The 25284-nt window shown below is 71.5% G+C and carries 21 protein-coding genes; 10 read left to right on the forward strand and 11 right to left on the reverse strand.

Translation table 11 applies throughout. The annotated features are described in order from the left end of the window. Positions 1–73 precede the first annotated feature (73 nt). The gene (locus tag HND91_RS06710) at positions 74–1672 is read left to right on the forward strand and encodes a bifunctional aminoglycoside phosphotransferase/ATP-binding protein (RefSeq protein ID WP_181705782.1); all 1599 of its coding nucleotides are present in this window, start codon (positions 74–76) and stop codon (positions 1670–1672) included. Between the two features lie 193 nt (positions 1673–1865). Here the strand turns inward: HND91_RS06710 and HND91_RS06715 are convergent, their stop codons facing one another. Together HND91_RS06715 and HND91_RS06720 are read right to left on the reverse strand one after the other, a co-directional pair. Then, positions 1866–4175 (reverse strand): FdhF/YdeP family oxidoreductase, encoded by a 2310-nt coding sequence (locus HND91_RS06715; RefSeq protein WP_181705783.1) that lies wholly within the window; start codon positions 4173–4175, stop codon positions 1866–1868. A 131-nt stretch (positions 4176–4306) separates the two neighbouring features. Further along, positions 4307–5374 (reverse strand): zinc-binding metallopeptidase family protein, encoded by a 1068-nt coding sequence (locus HND91_RS06720; RefSeq protein WP_181705784.1) that lies wholly within the window; start codon positions 5372–5374, stop codon positions 4307–4309. Positions 5375–5857: 483 nt separating this feature from the next. Between HND91_RS06720 and HND91_RS06725 the strand changes: the two genes are divergently transcribed. After that, positions 5858–6430 carry a sigma-70 family RNA polymerase sigma factor gene (locus HND91_RS06725; RefSeq protein WP_181705785.1) on the forward strand — a complete coding sequence of 191 codons (573 nt, stop codon included), beginning with the start codon at positions 5858–5860 and terminating at the stop codon, positions 6428–6430. 197 nt (positions 6431–6627) lie between these two features. Beyond that, positions 6628–7587 (forward strand): lysylphosphatidylglycerol synthase transmembrane domain-containing protein, encoded by a 960-nt coding sequence (locus HND91_RS06730; RefSeq protein WP_181706068.1) that lies wholly within the window; start codon positions 6628–6630, stop codon positions 7585–7587. A gap of 7 nt (positions 7588–7594) precedes the next feature. Here the strand turns inward: HND91_RS06730 and HND91_RS06735 are convergent, their stop codons facing one another. Continuing rightward, entirely contained in the window at positions 7595–8248 is a 654-nt protein-coding gene (locus HND91_RS06735; protein WP_181705786.1) for a glutathione S-transferase family protein, read from the reverse strand. A gap of 170 nt (positions 8249–8418) precedes the next feature. Here HND91_RS06735 and HND91_RS06740 point away from each other — a divergent pair, with 170 nt between their 5' ends. From HND91_RS06740 to HND91_RS06765, 6 genes are all read left to right on the forward strand, one after another. Next, the gene (locus HND91_RS06740) at positions 8419–9633 is read left to right on the forward strand and encodes a polyhydroxyalkanoate depolymerase (protein WP_181705787.1); all 1215 of its coding nucleotides are present in this window, start codon (positions 8419–8421) and stop codon (positions 9631–9633) included. 73 nt (positions 9634–9706) lie between these two features. Continuing rightward, positions 9707–10192: an acylphosphatase gene (locus HND91_RS06745; RefSeq protein ID WP_181705788.1), complete on the forward strand. Its 486-nt coding sequence runs from the start codon at positions 9707–9709 to the stop codon at positions 10190–10192. Continuing rightward, positions 10189–10902, forward strand: a complete 714-nt coding sequence (locus HND91_RS06750) for a Rieske 2Fe-2S domain-containing protein (RefSeq protein WP_181705789.1) — start codon at positions 10189–10191, stop codon at positions 10900–10902. The genes HND91_RS06745 and HND91_RS06750 overlap by 4 nt, the downstream gene beginning before the upstream one ends. Then, positions 10899–11759, forward strand: a complete 861-nt coding sequence (locus tag HND91_RS06755; protein ID WP_181705790.1) for an aromatic ring-hydroxylating oxygenase subunit alpha — start codon at positions 10899–10901, stop codon at positions 11757–11759. Before HND91_RS06750 ends, HND91_RS06755 begins: the two co-directional genes overlap by 4 nt. Next, positions 11756–12403 (forward strand): glutathione S-transferase family protein, encoded by a 648-nt coding sequence (locus tag HND91_RS06760; RefSeq protein ID WP_181705791.1) that lies wholly within the window; start codon positions 11756–11758, stop codon positions 12401–12403. The genes HND91_RS06755 and HND91_RS06760 overlap by 4 nt, the downstream gene beginning before the upstream one ends. Further along, a complete protein-coding gene (locus HND91_RS06765; RefSeq protein WP_181705792.1) occupies positions 12403–13587 on the forward strand; it encodes an MFS transporter in 1185 nt (394 codons plus the stop codon). The genes HND91_RS06760 and HND91_RS06765 overlap by 1 nt, the downstream gene beginning before the upstream one ends. Before the next feature lie 28 nt (positions 13588–13615). On the opposite strand, the gene HND91_RS06770 is transcribed toward HND91_RS06765, so the two are convergent. After that, the gene (locus tag HND91_RS06770) at positions 13616–16363 is read right to left on the reverse strand and encodes a phosphoenolpyruvate carboxylase (protein WP_181705793.1); all 2748 of its coding nucleotides are present in this window, start codon (positions 16361–16363) and stop codon (positions 13616–13618) included. 289 nt (positions 16364–16652) lie between these two features. Next, on the reverse strand, positions 16653–17699 hold the full coding sequence (locus HND91_RS06775; protein WP_181705794.1) for a Tim44 domain-containing protein: 1047 nt from the start codon (positions 17697–17699) through the stop codon (positions 16653–16655). A 102-nt stretch (positions 17700–17801) separates the two neighbouring features. On the opposite strand from HND91_RS06775, the gene HND91_RS06780 reads away from it, so the two are divergent. Next, positions 17802–18389, forward strand: coding sequence for a DNA-3-methyladenine glycosylase (locus tag HND91_RS06780; protein ID WP_181705795.1), 588 nt, complete (start codon positions 17802–17804; stop codon positions 18387–18389). A gap of 110 nt (positions 18390–18499) precedes the next feature. On the opposite strand, the gene HND91_RS06785 is transcribed toward HND91_RS06780, so the two are convergent. The 6 genes from HND91_RS06785 to HND91_RS06810 form a co-directional block, all read right to left on the reverse strand. Beyond that, positions 18500–18988 carry a YciE/YciF ferroxidase family protein gene (locus tag HND91_RS06785; RefSeq protein ID WP_181705796.1) on the reverse strand — a complete coding sequence of 163 codons (489 nt, stop codon included), beginning with the start codon at positions 18986–18988 and terminating at the stop codon, positions 18500–18502. A 111-nt stretch (positions 18989–19099) separates the two neighbouring features. Further along, positions 19100–19327, reverse strand: coding sequence for a hypothetical protein (locus HND91_RS06790; RefSeq protein ID WP_181705797.1), 228 nt, complete (start codon positions 19325–19327; stop codon positions 19100–19102). A gap of 385 nt (positions 19328–19712) precedes the next feature. After that, the gene (locus tag HND91_RS06795) at positions 19713–22160 is read right to left on the reverse strand and encodes a GcvT family protein (protein ID WP_181705798.1); all 2448 of its coding nucleotides are present in this window, start codon (positions 22158–22160) and stop codon (positions 19713–19715) included. Continuing rightward, entirely contained in the window at positions 22157–23035 is an 879-nt protein-coding gene (locus HND91_RS06800; RefSeq protein WP_181705799.1) for a phosphotransferase family protein, read from the reverse strand. Before HND91_RS06800 ends, HND91_RS06795 begins: the two co-directional genes overlap by 4 nt. Positions 23036–23239: 204 nt before the next feature. Continuing rightward, the gene (locus HND91_RS06805; protein ID WP_181705800.1) at positions 23240–24166 is read right to left on the reverse strand and encodes an arginase family protein; all 927 of its coding nucleotides are present in this window, start codon (positions 24164–24166) and stop codon (positions 23240–23242) included. A gap of 92 nt (positions 24167–24258) precedes the next feature. Continuing rightward, positions 24259–25215 (reverse strand): L-threonylcarbamoyladenylate synthase, encoded by a 957-nt coding sequence (locus HND91_RS06810; RefSeq protein ID WP_181705801.1) that lies wholly within the window; start codon positions 25213–25215, stop codon positions 24259–24261. Positions 25216–25284 lie beyond the last annotated feature (69 nt).

Here is a 25284-nt window from a genome sequence, read left to right on the forward strand (position 1 = left end):
AAGGATGGGGGCCGACCGATTGCTAGAATGGCCGCCGACCGGGCGATCGCCCGTGGCACGAGGAGCCGATCCGATGACGACCGGGACACTGGCACGCGTTTCCGATCCCGCCACCGGAAATGGCGCCGCGCGCGCCCATGTGGTGGCCGACCAGGGCGAGGTGATCGCCTTCCTGACCGACCCCGCCACCTTCGGGCTGGATGGGCCGGTGACCCGGATCGACACCCACGGGGCCGTCGTGGTGCTGGCGGGCCGGGACGCCTACAAGCTGAAGCGGGCGGTGCTGTTTCCGTTCATGGACTTCTCCACCCTGGAGAAGCGCCGCGAGGCCTGCTTCAGGGAAGTGGCGATCAGCGGGCCCGGGGCGCCCGGCGTCTATCTCGGGGCGGTGCCGGTGACGCGGCTGGCGAGCGGCGGGCTCGCTCTCGGCGGCGACGGCGAGCCGGTGGACTGGCTGGTGCACATGCGCCGGTTCGACGAGCGCATGACGCTCGACAAGGTGGCCGAGCGCGGCGAGCTGACGGCCGGCGTGCTGACGGCGCTGGTGGCGGCGATCGTGGACGCGCACCGGCGGGCGCCGCTCCGGGACGGGGTGGCGGCGACGGAGGCGCTCGCCGGCTATCTCCGGCACAACCGGGTGGCCTTCGCCGAATGTGCGGACCTGTTTCCGCCGGACCGGGCGGGCGCGCTGACCGACCGGATGGAGGCGATGCTAGAGGCGGTGCGGCCGCTCCTCCACAGGCGCGGCGCCGCCGGCTTCGCGCGGCGCTGCCACGGCGACCTGCATCTGCGCAACGTGGTGCTGATCGACGGGCGGCCGACGCTGTTCGACGCCATCGAGTTCGACGACGGCATCGCCACCTGCGACGTGCTCTACGACCTCGCCTTCCTGCTGATGGACCTGATCGACCGGGGGCGGACGGCGGACGCCAACCTGGTGATGAACCGCTATCTCGCGGCGACCGGGTCGGACCATCTGGACGGGCTCGAGGCGCTGCCGCTCTTCCTCGCCATCCGGGCGACGATCCGCGCCAAGGTGACGGCGGCGGCGCTGCCGAGCCTGCCGCCGGCGGCCCGGGAGGCGGCGGCGCGGGAGGCGCGGGCCTACTTCGAGGTGGCGGAGGCGATGCTGCGGCCGGCGCCGCGGGTGCTGGTGGCCGTCGGGGGGCTGTCCGGGGCGGGCAAGTCCACCGTCTCGGCGGCGCTCGCCCCGCTGGTCGGACGGGCGCCGGGGGCGGTGCACCTGCGCAGCGACGTGATCCGCAAGCAGCTGGCGGGCGTCGGCGAGACGGAGCCGCTGCCGGCGGAAAGCTACACCCAGGCGGCGTCGGACGCGGTCTACGCGGCGCTGCGCGACCAGGCGGCGCGGGCGCTCGGCGCCGGCATGCCGGTGGTGGTGGACGCGGTGCACGCCCGCCGGCCGGAGCGGGCGGCGATCGCCGCGGTGGCGCAGGCGGCCGGCGCGGCCTTCCGGGGCGTCTGGCTGGACGCGCCGGTGGAGACGCGCGTGGCGCGCGTGGGCGGACGGGTCGGCGACGCCTCGGACGCGACCGCCGACGTGGCGCGGCGGCAGACGGCCTACGAGACCGGGCCGATGGACTGGCTCCAGGTCGACGCCCGCCAGCCGCCGCCGGCGATCGCGGAGGCGATCGCGGCGGGGCTGGAGGGGTGACGGGGCGCCGCCGTCCTCGCCCGAGCGGCGGATGGCGGGGCTGGAGGAGTGACGGGGCGGCGGCCGTCCTCGCCCGAACGGCGGGACCCGTGAGGTGACGGGGCGGCCGTCCTCTCCTGCGTCACGGGTGAGGAGGCTGGAGGGGTGGCGGGGCGCCGCGCCACTCGCGTGGCGGAGAGCGGGCCGCCGGCCGTCAGGCGGCCTTCTCGGCTTCCATCCGGGTGATGCGGACCGGCACGGATTTCGCGGCCGGCACCTTGCTCTCCTCGGCGTGGTGCCAGAGCGGGATCAGCGGGTTGCACTCCGGGTAGTAGGCGGCGGCGCAGCCCATGGGCACGTCGTAGCGCACCACCCGGAAGCCGGAGACCGAGCGCTCCACCCCGTCGTCCACCGCGGTGGCGAGCGTGACCATGTCGCCGTCGGCGAGGCCGAGGCGGGCCATCTCGAAGCCGCCGATCAGGATCACCATGCGGGTGCCGCTGATGCCGCGGAAGCGGTCGTGGTAGCCGTAGATGGTAGTGTTGAACTGGTCGTTGGACCGCACCGTGATCAGCTGGATCACGTCGGGCGCGTCGGCCGGGGCGTCCGGGTTCTCGTCGAGGCTCTTCGGCGTGATGAAGGTGGCCTTGCCGGTTTCCGTCTTCCACACCCGGTCGCGGGCGGCGAGCGGCCGGTGGAAGCCGCCGGGCTGGGGCGCGCGCGTGTTGAAGTCGCGGAAGATGTCCGGATAGGTCGCCTCGATTGCGTCGCGGATCTTGGAGTAGTCCGCGACCCATTCGTCCCACGGGATGGTGGTCCGTCCACCAACGGTGGCCTTGGCGAGGCCGGCCACGATGGCGGGCTCGGACCGCAGGGTGTCGGCGATCGGCTCGGCGAGGCCGTGGGAGGCGTGGATGTGCGCGGTGGAGCTTTCCACCGACACCCATTGCCGGCCGGTCCGCTGCATGTCGATCTCGATCCGGCCGCGGCAGGGCAGCAGGTAGGCGACGCGGCCGTTGAACAGGTGGTTGCGGTTGAGCTTGGTGGCGACCTGGACGGTCAGCTCCATGCGCTCCCACGCGGCTTCCATGAGCCCCGTCTCCGGGACGGCGCGGAGGAAATTGCCGCCGAGGCCGAGGAAGGCCTTCACCGAACCGTCGATGATGCCCTCGCAGGCCTCCACCGTGTTGCGGCCCTTCTCGCGCGGCGGCTCGAACCCGTGCTGCTCGGCGATGCGGTCGAGCGGCACGAGGTCCGGCTTCTCGGAGACGCCGACGGTGCGTTGGCCCTGGACGTTGGAATGGCCGCGCACCGGGCAGATGCCGGCGCCGGGCCGGCCGATGTTGCCCTTGAGGAGCAGGAGGTTGCAGGCCATCTGGACGTTCTCGACGCCCGTGCGGTGCTGGGTCAGGCCCATGCCGTAGACGAGGATGGTCGCCTTCGACCGGCCATAGACCGCCGCCGCCCGCTCGATCGCGGACCGCGAAAGGCCCGACACCGCCTCGATCCGCTCCCACGATACCGATCGGGCCTTGGCGGCGAGGTCGTCGAAGCCGACGGTGTGCTCCGCCATGAAGGCGTGGTCGAGCACCGGCATCAGCTTGTCGGCCTTGGCCGCCTCGTCGGCGGCGAGAAGCGCCTTGATCATGCCGAGGATGGCCGCGATGTCGCCGCCCGCCTTCAGCTGGTGGTACTGGGACGAGATCCGCGTGTCGTGGCCGGTGACCATCTCGGCCGGCGACTGCGGGTTGGTGAAGCGCTCGAGCCCCCGCTCCTTCAGCGGGTTGAAGGTGATGATCGGCACCTTCCGGCGGGCGGCCTCCTGCAGCTGGTGCAGCATGCGCGGGCTGTTCACGCCCACGTTCTGGCCGAAGAACAGGATGCAGTCGGTCTTGCCGAAGTCGTCGAGCGTCACCGTGCCGACCGGAATGCCGATGGTCTGCGGCAGGGCGACCGACGTGCTCTCGTGGCACATGTTGGAACTGTCCGGCAGGTTGTTGCTGCCGAAGGCGCGGGCGAACAGGGACCACATGTAGGAGGTCTCCAGCGACGCACGGCCCGACACGTAGAAGACGGCCGCCTTCGGGTCGACGGTCGCGAGCGTCCGGCCGATGTCCGCGAAGGCGTCGTCCCAGGAGACCGGCACGTAGCGGTCGCTCGCCCGGTCGTAGCGCATGGGCTCGGTGAGCCGTCCGGCGTCCTCCAGATCGTGGTCGGCCCAGGTGCGTAGCTCCGAGACGGTGTGCGTCTCGAAGAAGGCGGGCGTCACCGTGCGGGTGGTCAGCTCCCAGGCGGTCGCCTTGGCGCCGTTCTCGCAGAATTCGGCCGGCAGCGGATCGGCGGGCTTCGCCCAGGCGCAGGACACGCAGGCGTAGCCGTCCGGCTTATTCTGCTTCAGGAGCGCGGCTCCGGCGCGGGCGATGTCGCCCTCCTCCACCAGGATGTTGGTGACGGATTTCAGCGATCCCCATCCGCCGGCCGGCCCTTCGTAGGGCGTGAAGTCGGTGTCGTCGGTCTGGCTCATGGCTGGCGTCCTTCTCGTCGGAACGGGGAGGCCGACCGTCCTGAAGCGGCGCGGCCCCGCTGCGGTCCGGAGCGGCCGTGGGCCGGCGCTCCGGGGCGGTTCGGGCCGGGATCCTCCCGGCCCGCCGTCCATCAGCCGGTCCGCTGATGCACGATGGCGTGGATGAAGCCGAGCTTCTCCACGACCGGGGCCGAGAGCACGAACGGGTAGAGGTCCGGCTGGCCCATGGACCGGTTGACGCCGTTGATGGCCACCGTGAGCGGCACCCAGGCGTCGATCAGGTCCTCCACTGAGGTAGCCGCGTAGGGCTGGAAGTCCACCTCTCCCTCCAGGTCGGCGCTGTTGCGGATGCGCGGGCGGATCTTGATGCCGAAGGCGCGCGCCGTCTCCAGGGCGTCGACGATGTGGAGATAGTGCGCCCAGGTCTCGGCGAAGTCCTCCCACGGGTGGGCGGTCGCGTAGGTGCTGATGAAGCTCGTCTGCCAGTCCGCCGGCGGGCCGTTGGTGTAGTGGGCCTGGAGCGCCTCGCCATAGTCGCGCGTCTCGTCGCCGAAGAGCGCGCGGCAACGGTCCAGGTTGCCCCGGTCGCGCACCAGGCGGTCCCAGTAGTAGTGGCCCACCTCGTGGCGGAAGTGCCCGAGGAGGGTGCGGTAGGGCTCCTTCATGGAGGTCCGCCGCGCCTCGCGCTCGGCGTCGTCCGCCTCGACGATGTTGATGGTGATGAGGCCGGAGTCGTGCCCGGTCAGCACCCGCTCCACGTCGCCGTCGGGCTTCACCGTATCGGCCAGGAAGTCGAAGGCGAGCCCCGCCTCAGGGTCCTCCTCGCGGGTCGGCATGGGCAGGTTCCAGCGCGTGAGCGAATAGAAGAGGTGGTGCTTGGCGGCCTCCATCTTGCGCCAGTTGACGAGGTTCTCCGGGATGGAGAGATCCGGGACCGTGCGGTTGTGCTGGCACGCCAGGCAGAGCGACGGGCCCTCCCCGGCCGGCACGAGCCAGTTGCAGGCGTCATGCTCGGCGTTGTCGCAGAAGAGATAGGGCCGGGTCGGGTCGCCAAGGGCCCGGAAGGCCCCGCCGTCAGGCTCGACGGCCGTGATCAGGAACCGGTCGGCAAGATAGCCGAGCCGATAGCCGCAGTTGACGCAGGCCGTGTTGTCGAAATGGACCGGGTTCCGGCAGTTCTGGCATTCGAACAGCTTCATCGACGGGATCGTCCGTGGTTGGCGCGGCGGGCGGGCTATCGGGACGGGTCCGCGGCGCCCCCTTCATGCCCCGGCCGACCTGGCGCCGCCACCGACTTTCGCCGGGTGCCGGTCGAGGGCCGCGGCCCGGCGCCGGTTTCGGTCGGTGAACGGACGGAGGCTTGAAAGGTTGCGCAGCCGGTTTCCTGTTTTTCGCGAGCACCGGACCGGCCTCACCGGACGCTTGCGCGTCGCAGCGGGGAACCTCGACCTCGGCCGTGTGTTTCACTGATATGGCCACGCTTGCCATGCGTGTGCGCGTCGCCTCGAGCGGAGCCGGCCCGCGGGAGACCGATCGGAAAGCGCGAATCCTGCCTCCGGACGAACACAGTAGTGTGCATGATTGCACATCCGGAGATCAAGGAAAATTCACGCTAACGGGAACGGACCTGAAGCTGAGGCGTTGACTGGTCATCATTCATTCAGATTGCGGATGTCAGTCTCATGTCGAACAACGACGGGCTCAAGTCCGATATCCTGAAGCTCGTGCCGCCTTTGCGGGCTTTCGCCAGATCTTTGACTCAGAATTCTTCCGATGCCGACGATCTGGTTCAGGAGACCTTGCTGAAGGCATACGGCAATCTGGACAAGTTCACGCCGGGCACGGCCTTGCGCCAGTGGCTCTTCACCATCATGCGCAACACCTTCTACAGCGGCTTCCGCAAGTGGGGCCGCGAGGTGACCATCTCGCCGGACGGCGTGGTGGACACCGGCTCGGCCCCGGCCGAGCAGGAATGGTCGGTCTACGGCAGCGAGATCGCGGTGGCGCTGGCGTCGCTGCAGCCGGACCAGCGGCAGGCCATCCTCCTCGTCGGCGCCATGGGCGTCTCCTACGAGGAAGCGGCGGAGATCTGCGGCGTCGCGGTCGGCACGGTGAAGTCGCGCGTCAACCGGGCCCGTGCCCGGCTCGCCGAACTCCTCCACCTGGAGGCGTCCGCGGCCCTTCCGGCCAATTCGCGCCAGGACGCCCGCACCCCCACCATGAAGCAGTACGGGGCTCTCGCCGCGAGCCTCTGACACCAAGGGCCCGGCCGTCAGGAGACAGGCCAGGGTCCGCGCGTCTTCGCCCTTCTCAGACCTTCGTCGGGGGTGAGGGGCATCCGCCTCGTGGCCGGTCGACAGGATCGGACAAGACACGAGACGCTGACACAAAACCGGCATAAAGAGGGAGGAGGACCCCGGTTCGCGGACCACCGGGCGGCGGAGGACGGGTGTTGAAGGCGAAAGACTATGTGTGGCCTCTGATCGGGATCGCGGCAGCCGTGTTTTCCGGCTGGTTGCTCTACAAGGAGGTCCGCACCCTTTCGCTCGACGACCTGATCGACAGCATCCTGGCCATCCGGCCCCACCAGTGGGCCCTGTCCGCCCTCGGGGCGGTGATCGCCTACGCGGCGCTCGCCTGCTACGACCAGATCGCGCTCCGGCACCTGGGACGCCGCCTGCCGTGGCGTTTCGTGGCGCTCACGTCCTTCACCACCTATGCGCTCTCCCACAACATCGGCGCCTCGGTGCTTTCGGGCGCCGTGGTGCGCTACCGGGCCTACACCTCGCGCGGGCTGACCGGCGGCGAGGTGGGCCTCCTGGTCGCGCTCTGCTCCATGACGTTCGCGATCGGGGCGGCGGTGCTGATCGCCATCCTGCTCCTCACCGAGCCGGAGGTGATCACGCGCTTCTTCGAGGACGCGCCGCTCGGGCTCGCCCGCGGCGCCGGCTTCCTGATCGTGGTGCTGATCGCCCTCTACGTGTGGGGCAGCGTCAAGCGCCTGAGGCCGGTGCACCGCTGGGGCGTGACCATCCAGTACCCGCGGCCGGAGATCGTGGGCTGGCAGCTGATCGTGGCGCCGATCGAGATCATCGGGGCGGCGATGATCATCTACTTCGTGCTGCCGGAGGCCGGGAACCCGGGCTATTTCGTCGTGCTCGGCATCTTCGTGGCGTCCTTCTGCGTCGCCCTCCTCAGCCATGCGCCGGGCGGCCTCGGCGTTCTGGAACTCCTGTTCCTGACCGGCCTGAAGGAGATGAACGAGGCGGACGTGCTGGCGGCGCTGCTGGTCTTCCGCCTCATGTACCTGCTGATCCCGTTCGCCATCTCGATCGTGGTGGTGCTGGCGTTCGAGCGCATGCAGTTCACCGCCGTGCGCGGGCGCATGAGCCCGGCCGAACGGGGCGAGTGACGCCCGTTCAGAACTCCACGTCCAGTTCGTCGATCTCGTCCTCCTCCGCCATGGCGGCGGCGGTCCAGTCCTTCATGTGCGACCAGGCGAGGACGGTGTCGCGGTAGGCGGCGCACGGATCGTCGAGGGCGACGTCGTAGGTGTGGAAGCGGGTGGCGACCGGGGCGAACATGGCGTCGGCCAGGGTGGGCGAGGCGCCGAACAGCCACGGGCCGCCGTGGCGGGCGAGGCAGTCGCGCCAGATGGCGGTGACGCGCTCGATGTCCGGCCGGGCGCCGGCCCAGATCCGGAAGCCCGGGTAGCGGGCCTTCAGGTTCATGGGCAGCGCCGAGCGCAGGTTCTGGAACCCGGAGTGCATCTCGCCCGACACCGCCCGGCAATGGGCGCGCGCCGCCTGATCGGCCGGCAGCAGGCCCGCCTCGGGGGCGATCTCGGCCAGGTATTCCGCGATGGCGAGCGTGTCCCACACCTTCACCCGGCCGTGGGTGAGGCAGGGCACCAGGAAGGACGGCGACAGGAGCAGCAGCTCCGCCCGGGTGCCCGGGTCGTCGTGGGCCTGCATCTCCTCGCGGACGGCGAGGCCCGCCATGCGACACAACAGCCAGCCCCGGAGCGACCAGGACGAATAGGTCTTGCTGGAAATGGTGAGAACGGCCGCCATCCTGTCGCCTCCGCCGCCGAACGGGCGCTCGCCCCCCGAGACCCTCCGCCGTTCGCGCATTGTCGAAATTATCTCGCAGCGCGGGACGGATTGCACTAGCCTTCCAGCGTGATCATGACCGATGCCGCGCGATACGGGCGGGCGGCCATGGCGGGGGGACGGTCGACGGCATGCTCTATCGGCGCTACCAGGCTCACGCCGACCTCGGCGACATGGTGAAGGCGACGGCGCGGCTCACCTCGGCGCTGCTCGCGCCCTTCGCGGCCATGAACCCGCGGCCGCCGCTCGGCCACGTGATGGCCGCGCAGGCGATGCTCGCCCGCCTGGGCATCACCCACGACCGGCCGTCCTACCGGATCGACACGGTGAGGGTCGGCAACCGGGAGGTTCCGGTGACCGAGGAGGTGGCGGCGCGGACTCCCTTCGGCACCCTGCTGCGCTTCGCCAAGGACGTGGACGTGCCGCAGCCGAAGGTGCTGGTGGTGGCGCCGCTCTCCGGCCATTTCGCGACGCTCCTGCGCAACACGGTGCACACCCTTCTCGCCGACCACGACGTCTACATCACCGACTGGCACAACGCCCGCGACGTGCCGCTCGCCGAGGGGAGTTTCGGGTTCGACGATTATGTGGAGCACGTGATCCGCTTCCTGGAGACGATCGGCCCCGGCGCCCACGTGCTCGCCGTCTGCCAGCCGTGCGTGCAGGTGCTGGCGGCGACCGCCGTGATGGCTGCAACAGACAATCCGGCCCAGCCGCGCTCCATGACGCTGATGGCGGGTCCGGTGGACACGCGCGTGAACCCGACGGCGGTCAACCGGCTCGCGCTGTCGAAGCCGATGGACTGGTTCGAGGAGACGCTGATCGCCACGGTGCCGGCGCGGCACGCGGGCGCCGGACGGCGCGTCTATCCGGGCTTCGTGCAGCTCTCCGCCTTCATGGCCATGAACCCGGAGCGCCACGCCAAAGCGCACAACGACCTCTACGGGCACATCCTGAAGGGCGAGACCGAGAAGGCCGAGACCATCAAGACCTTCTACGACGAGTATTTCGCCGTCCTGGATCTCACGGCGGAATTCTACCTGGAGACGATCCGGATCGTGTTCCAGGACAGCCTGCTGCCGAAGGGCGAGCTCACCTACCGCGGCGAGCGGGTGGACCCGTCGCGCATCCGGCGGACGGCGCTCCTCACCGTGGAGGGCGAGCGCGACGACATCTGCGCCCTCGGCCAGACGGCCGCCGCCCACGACCTCTGCACGGGCATCCGGCCCTATCGCAAACGCCACCACATGCAGGCGGGCGTCGGCCACTACGGCGTGTTCAGCGGGCGGCGCTGGGAGGGGCAGATCTACCCGATCGTGCGCAACATGATCCTCGCCAGCGAGTGACCGATCCGCGGGCAGCCGCTGCCGCAAGGACGTGCTTGACCGGTGCGGCCCGGTCGGCTCCCATGACGGCCGGATGATGGAGCATGCGGGCATGGCGGGCGAGACGGCGGGGCGTGTCCGCCAGAGTTCGGAGAGCGGGACGGTGGACTGCGCTCGCCGGGGCGAGAGCGGGGCGGACCACGCTCGCCGGGGCGCGAGCGGGGCGGACTGTGTCCGCCGGGACGAACCCATGTCGGCGGACTGCGTGCGCCTGAGGTTTTCCGGGCGGGGGCTCGGACCGAATTTCCTGGAGTTCGTGGCGGACCGCGCCGGCCGTTTCAGCCTGGATGGCTGGGCGGCCGCGGGGAGCGACGACAGCGCGACGGTGGTGGTGGCCGGCCCTCCCGCGCTGATCGACATGCTGGAGGTGGCCTGTCTGCTCGGCCCGGTGGACTGCGTGGTCGACGACGTGGCGACCGGACCGGCCGACCGGGCCGACGCCGGCCGCGGCTTCCGCGTGCTCGCGCCCGATGGCGCGGCGCGGCCGGCGACCGACCGGACACGGGAGCGGGCCGCGTGAGCGCAGGGAGCGAACCGGCCGGGCCGGCGACCTGGACCGCCGTGGCGCTGTCGGCGGACGTTCCGCCCGGAACGCCGGTGCCGGTGATCCTCGACGGCCGCGAACTGGTGGTCTGGCGGGGAGCGAGCGGCGAGGCGCGCGTGTGGGAGGACCGGTGCCCGCACCGGGGCATGCGCCTCTCGTTCGGCTTCGTGCGCGGCGACGCCCTGGCGTGCCTCTACCACGGCTGGCGCTTTGGCCTCGACGCCGGCTGCACCACGATTCCCGCCCATCCGGACCTCACCCCGCCGAAGACGCTGTGCGCGAAGGCGTTCGCCGTCGCCGAGGCGGGCGGGCTTGTGTTCACCAGCGGGTCGGCCGAGACGCCGGCCGGCGGGCCGCCGGAGATGGGCGACGCGACGCCGGTCCGCAGCCTGGACGTGGCCGCGCCGGCCGACCGGGTGCGGGCCGCCCTCGCGGCCGCCGGCGCGCGGTTCGACGGGCCGGTCGCGCGGATCGAAGCGCCGGGCGGGCTGGCGCTCGTCGTGGCGCTGCACGGGGCGGAGGCGGGGCGGACCATGGTCCACGTGCTCGCCGACGGCCCGGCCGACCGGGCGGCGCTCCTGGCCGCCGCCGACTGGGCGATGGGGCTACGGCACTCCGTGGAGGCCGCCGAGGCTTCGACCACACCCAATCTCGCCATGACGGCCCGAGACGCGGAGACCCAATGAGCCGGACAACCGACCCCGTGGCGCTCGACGACTGGTACGTGGTGGGCCTGCCGGGCGACGTGCAGGCCGGCCGGCCGGTGACGCGGCGTCTGCTCGGCGCCGACCTGACGCTAGAGCGGACCGCCGACGACGTGCGCGTCACCGAGGCGGCGTCCGGCCGCGCGCTGCCGGTGCAGACCGCCTACGGCCACCTCTGGACCACGCTCGGCGCGCCGAAGCGGCCGCTGTTCGCCATTGAGGAGTTCGCCGAGGCCGACCGCCGGCTGGCCCCGTGCGGGGCCGTGCGGGTGCGGGCGTCGGGGCTGAGGCTGGTGGAGAACTTCCTCGACATGGCCCACTTCCCGTTCGTCCACACGGACATCCTGGGCGCGGAGGACAAGCCGGCGGTGGAGCCCTACGACTGCGAGATCCGCCGCGACGTGGACGAGGTCTGGGCCACCAACTGCCGCTTCTGGCAGCCCCAGGCCGCCGCCCATGCGGACGGCGGCCAGATGAGCGACTACATCTACCGCGTGGCGAGCCCGTTCAACGTGCTCCTCTACAAGACCTGCCCGAGCGACGCCGGCCGGCAGGACGTGATCGGCCTCTTCATCCAGCCGGAGGAGGAGGACGTGTCCGTCGCCCACGCCTTCGTGCACGTGGTGGACGCGGTCAGCTCGCACACGGCCATCGTGCACTTCCAGCAGACCGTGTTCCTGCAGGACCGCTTCATCCTGGAGAACCAGCGCCCGCGCCTCCTGCCGCTGTCGCCCCGGGCCGAGACGCCGACCCGCGCAGACATGTCGTCGATCGCCTACCGGCGCTGGCTGAAGGAGAAGGGTCTGCGTTTCGGCATCGACCGGCGGGACGCCGCATGAGACCGGACGGCAGCGCCCTCCCGGTGCTTCACGACTGGGAACTCTCCGCCGGCTGCTACGCGGTGCGGCTGATGGCGAGCCTCCTCGGCGTCGCCTACCACAAGGCGCTGGTGGACGTGCACCCCGGCGGCGAGACGGAGGGCGCGGCCTTCCGGGCGCTGAACCCGCGCGGCACGGTGCCGGTGTGGGTGGAGGGTCCGCTCGTGATCGGCGACACGGTCGCCATTCTCGGCCACCTCGCCGCCACCCGCGATCCCTCGGGCGCCTGGCTGCCGCGCGAGGGCGCCGCCTTCGCGCGCACGCTCGACTGGCTCGCCTTCGCGGCGCGCCGGCTGCCGGCGGCGGACACGGCCCGCCTCCACGCGATGGCAGGGCTCGCCACCGGCATGACCGACGCGGCGGGCGCGGCGCGGGAGGCGTTCCGGGCGCTCGACGACCACCTGGCCCGGCAGGCGGTGGACGGCCACGGCTTCCTCGCCGGCCCGACGCCCACGGTGGCCGACATCGCGTGCTTCCCGTCCGTGGCGCTCGGCGTCGATTTCGGCGAGGCGCTGGAGCGCTCGCCGAAACTCCGCGCCTGGACACGGCGGATCCGGGCGCTGCCCGGCTTCGTCACCACGCCGGGCGTGCCGGAATTCCTCTGATGGCGCAGCCGACGGTTCTCCTGCCCCTGATCGCCATCATCCTGGCGACCATTCTCGGCGCGGCCGTCCAGGGCGGCGCGCTGGGCCCGCTGATGGTGGTGGCGCTCGACGAGCGCGGGGTGCAGGCGACCATGGCGGGCGTGGTGGTCGCCGCGCCCTTTGTCACCATCGCGCTGGTGGCGACTTTGGTGGCCCGGCTGCCGGCGCGCTACGGGCCGGGGATGACCCTGGCGGTCGCCTCGCTGGCCGGGGCTGCCGGCTTCCTGCTCTACTTGGTATCGCCGTCCCCGATCGCCTGGCTTCTCGTCAGCGCCCTCATGGGGGTGAGCATGGCGGTGCGCTGGGTGATCGGCGAGGCGTGGCTGCTGGCCGCGACGCCAGCGCACCTCAGGGGCCGCGTCATCGGCCTGCAGGAGACGCTGATCGGTTTCGCCACGAGCTCCGGTCCGCTGATCCTGATCCTGACCGGCACGTCCGGCGCCACGCCCTTCGTGGTCTGCGCGGCCATCCTGGTGGCGGTCAGCCCGGTGGCCCTGGTCGCCGGCGTGCTCGACCGCCGCAGCGGCAGCGGGCGGGTGGACACGATCGACGGGCGGGTGCCGGTGGTCGACCCCACGGGATCGACGCTGCGGACCGCCGTTCTCCTGTCGGCGGTGGGCGGCGGGGTGGACCATGGCGCCTTCGCGTTCATCCCGGCCGCCTTCACCGAGGCGGAGCTTCTCGGCGTCGCGCCGCTTCTCGCGGCGAGCTTCTACAGCCTCGGCGGCACCCTCTTCCAGATCCCCCTCGGCATGCTGATCGACCGGCGTGGCGGCGTGCACGGGCTCGCGTCGGTGGGCGCCATGGGTGTCATCATCACGGGGCTGGCGGTCGCCGTCGATCCGGGTCCGGCGCTGACGCTGGCTCTGCTGTTCGCCTCGGGCGTCCTCAGCGGCACCTTCTACACGGTCGCCACCATCTCGGTGGCGGCGAACCCGCCGCCCGGCGGCCTCGCACGCGGCATCGCGGCCATCGCCGTCGGGGCGACTGTGGGCTCGGCGATCGGACCGGTGCTGATCGGCGCGCTGATGGACCTCCTCGGCGGACGCCTGGGGATCGGGTTCGCGGTCGCAGGGTCCGGCGTCGCCGTCCTCGCCGGGCAGGCGGCGCTCGACCGGATCCGCCCGGCGCGCGCCGTGTCCTGACGGCGCGCGCGGGCGTCGGGCTCGGGCGTCAGCCGGTCCAGCCCAGGCCGCCCGCGATGCAGTTCATGCTGAGAAGGAGCGGCGCGAGGATCTTCTGCTTTTCCTCGGGCGTGCGCTCCTCGCGGCGGAACTCGGCGAGGAGATCCACCTGCCAGCGGTTGGTGCGGCCGATGAGCGGGCGGACGTGCTCGGTGCGGCGGTGGAGGGCCGGGAAGCGGCGGGCGATGTGGTCGGATTCGGTGATGAGGCGCACCGCCCCGAGGGTGCGGGCGTATTCGGCCTGCACCATGCCGAGGATGCGCTCGCGCACCTCCCGGTCGGGCACCAGGGCGGCGTAGTCGGCGGCGATGTCCATGTCGGCGAGGAGGAGCGTCTTCTCCACCTCGTCGAGCATCAGGCGGAAGAAACGGTTCTCGGCGAACATCTTGCGCAGGAGCACGAGGCCCTCGTCGCCGCGGATCTTCAGGTAGCTCTCCACCGCCGTGCCGATGCCGTACCAGCCGGTGATGAGGTGCCGGTTCTGGCTCCAGGCGAACACCCACGGGATGGCGCGCAGATCGCCGAGCGCCTTGGCGCCGAACCGGCGCGCCGGGCGGGAGCCGAGCTTCAGGAGCGCCAGCTCCTCCACCGGGGCGGCGGCGTTGAAATAGTCGATGAGGCCCGGCTGCTCGATCAGCTTGCGATAGCTGGCGAGCGACAGGCCGGCGAGCGCCTCGGTGGTCTCGTCCTGCTCGGCGTTCGGCCGAAGCTGCGGCTCGCGGGTGGACTTCAGCGTGTGGGCGATCACCGAGGCGGCCAGCAGTTCCAGCTGGTAGAAGGTGGTGCCGCGGTTGGCGAACTTGGACGACACCACCTCGCCCTGCTCGGTGATGCGCAGTCGGCCGTTCACGGTGCCGGCCGGCTGGGCCGCGATGGCGCGGCCGGTGGGCGCGCCGCCCCGGCTGACGGAGCCGCCGCGGCCGTGGAAGAAGGAGATCTTCACGCCCTTCTTGCGGCCGATCTCCACGAGGCGCTTCTGGGCCTTCACGAGCTCCCAGGACGAGCACAGGAAGCCGCCGTCCTTGTTGCTGTCCGAGTAGCCGAGCATGATCTCCTGGATGTGGTCGCGGGCGCGAAGGGCCCGGCGCACCACCGGCTGCTCGAACAGCTCGGCCACGATGCCCTCGGCCCGCTGCAGGTCCTCGATGGTCTCGAACAGCGGCACAACCGTGAAGGGCGACGGATCCGGCCCGTCCTCGTCCGGGATGAGGCCCTGGTACTTGGCCAGCAGGTAGAAGGCGAGCACGTCGGCGGTGGACGTGGTCATGGAGAGGATGACGGCTCCGATCGCCTTCGGGTCCGGCCCCTGGCGGGTGTCGCGGATCACGTCGAGCACGGCCAGCATCTCCGCCTCGTCCGCCGGCAGGTCGGCGAAGGCCGGCAGGCGCTCGGTCGGCTTGGCGAGCTCGCTGGTGATCCTGGCGAGCCACGCGGGCGTGTTCGGCTCCGGCACCGGCTCGGACGGGTGGAGACGCTGCCACACGGCCTGGACCGTGCGGTTCACCACGGTGGAGTTCTGGCGCACGTCGAGGGCGGCGGTGCGGAAGCCGAAGATCTCGCATTCCCAGCGCAGCGGCCGCACGCGCAGAAGCGCGAGGTCGGCCGCGTTCATGGCGGTCAGCGCCCGCTCGGCGGCGAGGATATGACGCGTCAGCTCCGACGCCGACGCATAGGGCCTCGCGGCGTTGCGGCCGGGGAAGCCGGTGGCGATCAGGCGGTCGCGGACGGCGGTGAAGAAGTGGCGGAAGATCTCGCCCGGATTGCGGGCCACGATCTCGTCGCCCCGGCCGGTGGCGGCGAGCACGTCGGCGAGCACCCGGTTGAACTCCTCCGGCACCGGGATGGTGTTGGCGCTGATGGACAGGGTGCGGGCCAGCCCCTCCACCCGCTTCAGCAGGTGCTCGATCGCCGCGCGTCGGTATTCGTCGAGCGCCGTGCGGGTGACCGAGGCGGTGACGAAGGGGTTGCCGTCCCGGTCGCCGCCGATCCAGGTGGAGAACTTCAAGACCGGCTGGACGGTGATCGGCTCCTCCGGATAGTGGCGGCGGAGCGCGGCGGCCAGGTGTTCCACCACCAGCGGGGTCTGGGCGTAGAGGTTCTCCTGGAAGAAGTGGAGGCCCCAGGCGATCTCCTGCTCGACGGTGGGCTTCTCCAGGCGCAGCTCGCCGGTCATCCAGAGAAGGTCGATCTCGGCGCGGAGATTGCGCATCAGCACCTCGCGCTCGCGCGGGGTCCAGCGGGTGGACTCCAGGTCCACGAGGCCGCGGTAGATGCGCCGGTGGATCTCCAGCACGGTGACGCGCTTGGCCTCGGTGGGGTGGGCGGTGATCGTGGGGCAGACCTCCGTCTCCACCAGCGCCGCCCGCACGTCCTCGGCGGTGACGCCCATGGCGGCCACCTCGGCGATCACGTTGGAGAAGGAGCCGGCCACGTTGTCCGGACCGCCCGTGCTCTCCAGCTTGCGCCGGGCCCGCATCGCCACGTTCTCCTCGGCGATGGAGAGGAGCTGGAACCAGATGCCGGTCATCTGCAGGGCCGGGACGCGCAGCTCCTCCGGGATTGAGGCGGCGCCGTTGTCCTTGAAGAGGATGCCCGTGAGGGCCGGCTGGCGGGTGCGGATGACGTCGACGAGAAGGCCGAACAGGAGTTCGAACACCTCGGTGAAATCGTCCTTCAGGTCCTCGACCCGGGCGGACGGAACGGTCTTCTCGACCGGCAGAGCAAAAGCGGACGTCATCCCCAAGACCTTTCGGCAGGCGGACGGTCGCCCTCTTCTGACCCGGGGGGACGCGTCCTGTTCACCGTGCCGATGATACCAAAGTCCGTCTTGCGGCGGATCGACGGATGGTCGCGGGGGATGCGCACGGACCGGCCGGGCGGTCCCGCCGGCGATCGGGAGCGGCCGCCGGAATATCTTTATCTGCGAGGGACTTGAACGGAAACGGCCGGCCCCGGGAAGGGCCGGCCGTCGGAATTTCTGAAGCCGGTCTCAGAAGAAATGAGACCGGCGAAGGCGCCGCTCCGCCTCAGGTCTGGATGGCGGAGAGCTTCCAGGCGCCGCCGCGGGGCCGCACGAACGTCCACAGTTCGGTGGCCTCGGTCGGGTGGTCCGCGTCGCCCTCCACGATTCGGCCGGTCGCCCGGTCGCGGGTCACGTCGCGGCTCTCGTAGCGCATGGCGACGGTGGCGTATTCGGTGTCGCCCTCGCGCCAGGCCTCCGACAGGTCGCCCTGGAGGAGGCGGACGTCGCTCACCTCGTTCTTGACGCCCTTGGCGCCGTTCTCGCCGAGTTCCTCGGCCAGGTAGGACATCACCTCCGGCGTCGTGACGGCCCTGAGCGCCGCGAAGTCCTCGCGGCCGTAGGCGGTCTGCACCTCCGTCAGCAGGCGCTCGAACGTGTCGAGGTCGGTCTGGCGGATGCCGATCTCGTCGCTCGGGCCCTTGGGGGCGGCGCCCACCGGGGGCACGGAGCCGCCGCCGACCGGGCGCTTGATGTCGAACATCCGGCGCGCGCCCGACCGGTCGTGCCGGTCGTAGTTGGAGACGGTCGCGCCGGTCATGCCGGGGCGGGAGACGTCCGGCCCGGTCCGGCCATAGGGCGCGCCAGCGCCGGCAAGGCCCGGCTGGGACGACGAGCGGCCGCGGAAGAAGCGCATCACCAGCATCACCACGAGCGCGATCAGCGCCACCTGGACGATGAGGCCGAGGATGCCGGCGAGACCGCCGAAGCCGCCGCCGAACAGCATGCCGAGCAGGCCGCCGAACAGGAGGCCGCCGAGGATGCCGCGACCGAAGCCGCCGAACAGGCCGCCGGGGCGCGACTGGGTGGCGCCGGGCTGGCGCGTGGCCGCGGTCGGCTGGTTCGCCTGCGGCGCCGGCGTCATGGACCGCTCCACGGGGGCGGTCTGCCGCGGCATTGTCGGCGTCGGAGCCGGCGTGGAGAAGGTGCGCGCGCCACGGCTGCCGAAGCTGCCGCCGCGCCGGGCCTCGGCGAAATCAACCGTCACGAGGCTGACCGCCAGTCCGATGGCCAGCATGGCGAGCCATTGGCGGGAGCGGTGAAGACGAGACATCCACATATCCTTGGGCCGTTTCCTGTTTCTGGTCCAACGCACGAGCCTCATATAGGTGCCCGGCGGGGTTCGTTTTAGAGGCTTGTCCTGAAAGGGTTACGAATGGATCGACCGGTGCCGGAGGCGCTTTCGGCCTTCGAAGGCGACGTGGTGGCGGCCGCCCGCCGCCTTGTCGGGGCCGTCCTGACGGTGGACGGCGTGGGGGGCGTCGTCGTCGAGACCGAGGCCTACGACCGGGAGGACCCGGCCTCCCACAGTTTCTCCGGTCCGACGCCCCGCAACGCCGCCATGTTCGGACCGGCCGGGCGGGCCTATGTCTACCGGTCCTACGGCATCCACTGGTGCCTCAACGTCACCTGCGGGCCGGTCGGCCACGGGGCGGCGGTGCTGATCCGGGCGATCGAGCCGACGACCGGCCTCGACCGGATGGCGGAGCGGCGGCGCGTGTCGGATCCGCGGCTCCTCGCGTCCGGGCCGGGCCGGCTCTGCCAGGCGCTCGGCATCACCCGCGCCCACGACGGCCTCTCCATCGTGGAGCCGCCGTTCGACCTCAGGCTGCCGGACTCGGATGGGGAGCAGGACCTCGTGACGGGTCCGCGCATCGGCATCACCAAGGGCGTCGACGCGCCGTGGCGCTTCGGCCTGAGGGGGTCGCGCTTCCTCAGCCGGCCGTTCCCGCGCGGATCGTGACGCCGGCGCCGGACGCGACGACGCCGGCGCGGCTTGCGGAGCCACGCCGGCGCGCTGGCCGGTCGGATGAGGGGCGCCCCGCTCTTCAGGGCGCCGCGCAAGGGCGCGCGTCAGGCGGCCTTCTGGTTGACCTTCGCCTCGGCGATGGCGGTCAGCTTCTTGTCCGCCGCCTTCTCCTGGTCGAGGATGGCGGTCAGGTGCTGGATCGCGTCGCGGTGGCCGAGGATCTGGCTCCACGACACCAGCGTGCCGTAGCGGGTGATCTCGTAATGCTCCACGGCCTGGGCCGCGGCCACGATGGCGGCGTCACGGGTGTCCGGGTCCTGGATCTCGCCCATCAGATCCTCGGCTTCCTCGATGATGCCCTCGATGGCCGGGCATTCCTCGCCGGAGGCCTGTTCGCCGAGCATCTTGAACACGGCCTCCAGGTGCTGGACCTGGCCGCGGGTCTCGTCGAGGTGCATGGTCAGCAGCTGCTTCACGTCCTGGGCGGACGACTTCTCGATCATCGCCGGCAGCGCCTTGAGGATCGCGTTCTCGGCGAAATAGATGTCCTTGAGGGTGTGCAGGTAGAGGTCCTGAAGCGACTGGATCGCCATGGTCGTGTCCTCATGGAATGGGTCAGCCCCCGTCCGCCGACAAGGCAACGGCGCGCCGGAAGCGAAGTTCCGACGCGCCGCCGATAACTCTTTCGTGCGCCGAGGGCCGGATTACTCGGCCGGCGGGTTGACCTTGACGGTCGGAACCTCGACTTCGCGCGTCTCCGTCTCGACGTCGACCGAGCCGGTCTTGACGTCGAACTCCGGCGCCTGGCCGCCCTCCACGCTCACGTCCGGCAGCTGCGCCTCCTGGGTCTGGTCCACGTCGACCATCGTGTAGAGGCCAACCGCGACAGCAACGACAAGTATCAGGGCGACAATGAGGCCAAGTCCACGCATATGATCTTACTCCCGTCGTATCGGATGCAAGATCAACTCGGACCCTCCGCGCCCGGTTCCGCTTTCGATTGAGGTTCTTTGGCCGGAAACTTTGTCGCGGACGAAGTATGCTGAATCAGAACGGGGAGGCCGCGTTAACGACCTCCCCGCCCGCGGGTGAACCCCGCCACGCAGCACATTGAAAAGGGATACTTAAAATCGAAACAAGAACGTTTTCGTCATGAAAGTCGGTGTTCGGTCGTGAAGGTCATCCTCTGGTCGTCCGACGAAGCGCGAAGGCCGCAACCGGCCCTCGTTCGACGCTGCCGCGCCGTGCGCTCGCACAGAAGAACCCGTCTGTCCGGTTTGCGTTCGGGGGTGCGTCTCCCTTTGAATCAAAGTTGGTTTACGCCTTCACGCGGCGGTTCGCCGGATCGACGAACGGCTCGGTCGAAAGCGTCGCCGGATGGACGCGCGTGGCGATCTCCAGCTCCCACGTACCGGTTCGAAGCAACCGATCCGTGACGCCGCCAGGGTCCCGCACATAGCCGTAGCCGAGCGCCGCACCCGCCGTATAGCCCCAGCCGCCGCTCGTCAGGTAGCCGACCGGAACCCCATCCCGCAGGATCGTCTCTCGCCCGACCAGGGTGACGTCCGGATCATCGACCCGGAAGCCGACGAGCCGCTTGCCGAGCGGCGCCGCCGCGATCGCCTCGGACGCGCGACGGCCGAGGAAGTCGATGCCCGACTTCAGCTTCACCGCCCAGCCGAGCCCCGCCTCGAACGGGCTGTCGCCGGCCGTGATGTCGGCGCCCCACGCCCGGTAGCCCTTCTCCAGGCGCAGGCTCTCGATGGCCCGGTAGCCGGCCGGCTTCAGGCCGTGCGGGGCGCCCGCCTCCTGGAGCGCGTCGTAGACGGCGCCGAGCGAGGCGATCGGCACGTGCAGTTCCCAGCCGAGCTCGCCCACGTAGGTCACCCGGAGCGCCAGCACCGGGACGCCGGCGACGTCGATCACCCTCGCCGCGCCGAACGGGAAGGCCGCGTCGGAGACGTCCGCCGCCGTCAGCGCGGCGAGGATGTCGCGCGCCCGCGGCCCCATCAGGGACAGGGTGCCGAACGCCTCGGTCACGTCCTCGAGGACGGCGTCGGCGCCGGACAGGTGCTCGCGGATCCAGGCGCCGTCGTGGGTGCGGAAGCCGGTGCCGGTGACCACGTAGAAGCGGTCGTCCTCGATCCGCGCGATGGTGAGGTCCGCCTCGATGCCGCCCCGGTCGTTGAGGAGCTGGGTGTAGGCGAGCCGGCCGACCTCGCGGGCGACCCGATTGGCGGCGATCCACTCCAGCCGCTCGGCCGCCCCGGGGCCGCGCACCTCGAACTTGGCGAACGAGGTCTGGTCGAACACCACGGCCGCCTCGCGGCAGGTCCGGTGTTCCTCGCCCACCGCGTCGAACCAGTTGGCGCGCCCCTGGGACGGCGCGTCCGCCGGTTCCGTCCCGGCGGGCGCGAACCAGTTGGGCCGCTCCCAGCCGAGCTTGGAGCCGAACACCGCGCCGGCCGCCGTCAGCCGGTCGTAGAGCGGCGAGACGAGGCGCGGGCGGGCGCTCTTGTACTCGTCGTGCGGCCAGGCGATCGAATAGTGCTTGCCGTAGGCCTCCAGCGTCCGCTCGCGGGTATAGCTGTCGTCCGCGTGGACGCCGCCGAACCGGCGGATGTCCACCACCCAGAGGTCCATGGGCGGATGGCCGTTCATCACCCAGGCGGCGAGCGCCCAGCCGGCCCCGCCGCCGGACGCGATGCCGAACGCGTTGAAGCCGCAGCCGACGAAGACGCCCTTCACCTCCGGCGCCTCGCCAAGGATGAAGTTGCCGTCGGGCGTGAAGCTCTCCGGCCCGTTGATCATCTGCTTGATGCCGGCCGACTGGAGCGCCGGCACCCGCTCCATGGCCTGGACCATGTGGGGCTCGAAATGGTCCCAGTTCTCGTCGAGGAGGCGGAACTCGAAGTTCGGCGGAATGCCGTCGTCCGCCCAGGCGATCGGGTTCGGCTCGTAGCCGCCGAACGAGAGGCCGCCGACTTCCTCCTTGAAGTAGATCAGCCGGTCCGGGTCGCGCAGGGTCGGCAGGGTCGGGCCGACGCCCAGGATCGCCTCGGTCAGCACATACTGGTGCTGCACCGGCTGCAGCGGCACGCAGACGCCGGCGAGTCGGCCGACCTCCTTCGACCACATGCCGGCGGCGATCACCACCTTGTCGCAGCCGATCCGCCCCTCGCTGGTGAGCACGGCCCGGACGCGGCCGTCCGCCACCTCGAACCCGATCACCGCGACGCCCTCGCGGATCCGGGCGCCGTGCTGGCGGGCGCCCTTGGCGAGGGACTGGGTGATGTCGGACGGGCTCGCCTGGCCGTCGGTCGGCAGGAAGGCGGCGCCGACGAGGTCGGAGACGTCCATCAGCGGCCAGAGGTCCTGCGCCTCCTTCGGCGTCAGGAGGTGCATGTCGAGGCCGAAGCTGCGCGCCGTGGTCGCCTGCCGCTTGATCTCGATCCACCGGTCCGCGTTGGCGGCGAGCCGCAGGCCGCCGTTCTGCTTCCAGCCGGTGGCGAGGCCCGTCTCGGCCTCCAGGGTGGCGTAGATCTCCACCGACTGCTTCAGCAGCCGCGTGATCGAGGCCGACGTGCGCAGCTGCCCGACGAGGCCGGCCGCGTGCCACGTGCTGCCGTTGGTGAGCGCGCCGCGCTCCAGGAGCAGCACGTCGGCCTTGTGGTCGCGGGCGAGGTGGTAGGCCGTCGAACAGCCCACGATGCCGCCGCCGATGACGATCACCTCGGCGTGGGAGGGAAGCGCGGGTGTCGTCATGCTCGGCTCGCGTCGTGGGCGGCGAGGGCTTGGGCGAAGCGGGCGAGGTTCTCGTCCGCATAGGCCACGAAGTCCACGCCGGGCGTGGTGAGATGAAGCTCGGAGATCATGCTCCAGAGCGCCTCGCGCAGGAGCGAGGCCGCCTTCATGGCCGAGAAGGCGCGCGCCAGGCCGGGCTCCGGCGTCGCGCCGAAGTAGTCCGAAAGGAGCGCCGCCTCCTCGTCCGGGCGGAAGCCCGCGTTGCCGGCGAGGTTGGCGAGGTCGAACAGCGGCGTGCCATAGCCGCCATACTCCCAGTCCACCAGCCACAGCCGGGACCCGTCGTCGAGGATGTTCGCCGGCAGAAGGTCGTGGTGGCCGAACACGATCGGGAGCGGCACCTGCTCGGCCTCCAGGCGGTCGGCGGTCGCGAGCCAGCCGTCCAGGCGGTCGGCCTCCCGGTGGCGGGCGGCGCGCAACTGGCGGGCGTAGTCCCGGATCACGTGGAAGACCGAGAAGAAGGGCGCCGGCCCGGCCACGTGCCGGCCGACGGAGCCGTGGGCCGCCTTGAGGAGCGCCACGATCCGGGCCAGGTCGGCGCGCACCGCGTCGGCGTCGAAGGTGCGCGCGGCGATGTGTTGGAACACCATCGCGCCCGGTTCGGCATGGACGAGCGCGGGCGACACGCCGGCCGCGTGCGCCGCCCGGGACACGGCCGCCTCCCGGTCGCGGAAGACGTGGTGGAAGGGAAGGTCCTCTCCGAGGCGGACGACGAACCGGCAATCGCCGTCCGTGACCGTGAAGTTGGCGTTCGACAGCCCGCCCGACAGCGGCGCGATCCCGACCGGTCCGGTCCAGATCGGCAAAGCCTCGATGCGGGTGACGACCTCGGCCATTCTGGCTGACGCCCTTTCATGCAGGGCGCGGCGAGGCGCCCGTCGGACGGCGGAACCTTGCAACGGGCCGGTGCCCTGTCAACGTCGCGACCCGCGAACGGCGGCCATTCGCGCCGCCCCGTCGCAGATCGGCAACAGGTCGGCGCCCGCTCCGCAAAGACCGGTGAAGCCGTCCGCCGCCGTCCGGGCGGTCCGGCTTCCGGGTCAGTGTCCCATCAGGGCGCCCACGTGGGCGGCGACCGAGCGCGACAGGCCGATCAGGTCGTAGCCGCCCTCCATCAGCGAGACGACGCGGCCCTTGCAGGAGCGGTCGGCCGCCTCCATCAGCTGCCTGGTCGCCCAGGCGAAGTCGGCCTCCGTGAGGTTGACCTCGGCGAGCGGGTCGCGGTGATGGGCGTCGAAGCCGGCGGAGATGATCACGAGGTCCGGCCGGAACGCCTCGAGGGCCGGAATGACCTTGTCGGACATGGCCTCGCGGAAGGAGACGCCGTCCGCCCCGGCGAAGAGCGGGGCGTTGCAGATGTTGCCGCAGCCGGTCTCCGAGATGGCGCCGGTGCCCGGATAGAGTGGCATCTGGTGGGTGGAGGCGTAGAAGACGGTCGGGTCCGACCAGAAGATGTCCTGGGTGCCGTTGCCGTGATGGACGTCGAAATCCATGATCGCGACGCGCTCGGCCCCGTGCGCCGCCTGGGCGTGCCGGGCCGCCACGGCCGCGTGGTTGAACAGGCAGAAGCCCATGGCGGTCATGTGCTCGGCGTGGTGGCCGGGCGGGCGGTGGGCCGAGAAGGCGTTGTCCACCTTGCCGGTCATTACCTCGTCCACCGCCGCGCACGCCGCGCCGGACGCGCGCAGCGCCGCCTCGAAGCTGCCCGGCGACACCACCGTGTCGCTGTCGAGCCGCACCATGCCCTCCGACGGGACCGCCCGCTGGATCAGCTCCACGAAGGAGCGCGGATGGGCGCGGGCGATCTGGTCGAGGGTGGCGAGCGGCGCCTCCTCGCGGATGAGATCCTGGAAACCTTCCTGCTCCAGCACCTGCTCGACGACCCGGATGCGGTCGGGCCGCTCCGGATGGCCGAGCGGCGTCGCATGCTCCACGTAGGCGGCATGGCAGAAATAGAGCGTTCGCACCGATATCGTCTCCCTCTCCGATGGCGAGTTGAGGCCCACGGCCGCGCGGTGTCAATCAGCCGGACGACGATGAGAGGAATTGCGGAGCCGGCTCAGCGTGGCGCGGCGGCGCGGCCGAGCCGGTCCAGGATGGCCTCGCCGAGGCCGGTCGCCGGAATGGGCGCCACGGCGATCACCGGCGCGCCGGTGGCGTCGAGCTCGCGGAGCAATCGGAACAGGTTGGCGGCCGCCTCGGCGAGGTCGCCCGAGGGGCTGAGGGTGCGCGTGAGCCGCGGGTCGGCGCCCTCCGGCACGGGACCGAACGCCAGGAAGGCGGCGCCCGGCGGCGGGGCCGGCTGGTCCAGGAGGACGCGGGCGGACGGGGCGTAGTGGGAGAGGAGCATGCCCGGCGCCACCGGCCGGTCCGGGTCCGCGTCCGGTTCGGCGGCGGCGATCACCGGCACGCCGGAGAGGCGGTCGACCAGGTCCTCGCGGGTGACGCCGCCCGGGCGGAGGAGATGGACGACGCCGTCCTTCACCTGCACGATGGTGGACTCGACGCCCACCCGGGTCGGACCGCCGTCAACCACGGCGACGTCCCGGCCGGCGAACTCGGCGATCACGTGGGCCGCCTCGGTGGGGCTCACCCGGCCGGAGCGGTTGGCGCTCGGCGCCGCGATCGGCCGGCCGGCGGCGGCGAGAAGCGCGCGGGCGACCGGATGGTCCGGCACCCGGACCGCGAGCGTGTCGAGCCCGGCGGTGACGAGGTCGCTCACCGGGCAGTCGGGCCGGCGCTCGAGCACCAGCGTCAGCGGCCCCGGCCAGAACGCCTCCGCCAGGCTGCGCGACAGCGGATCCACCTTCGCCAGCCGCTCGGCGGCGTCGAGGTCCGCCACGTGGGCGATCAGCGGGTTGAAGCTCGGCCGCCCCTTGGTCTCGTAGATGCGCGCCACCGCCGCGCCGTCCGTCGCGTCCGCCCCGAGGCCGTAGACCGTTTCGGTCGGAAAGGCCACCAGCCGCCCGGACACGAGCCGCGCGGCCGCCTCCCTGAGGCCGGCGGGATCGGGCATGAGGCGGACGACCGCGGATTCGGGGGAGGACACGGGGGAGGACAAGCGGGCGAGCTCGGTTCGAGAAGG

This window comes from Chthonobacter rhizosphaerae (assembly GCF_013839525.1).
GTDB lineage: Bacteria > Pseudomonadota > Alphaproteobacteria > Rhizobiales > Pleomorphomonadaceae > Chthonobacter > Chthonobacter rhizosphaerae.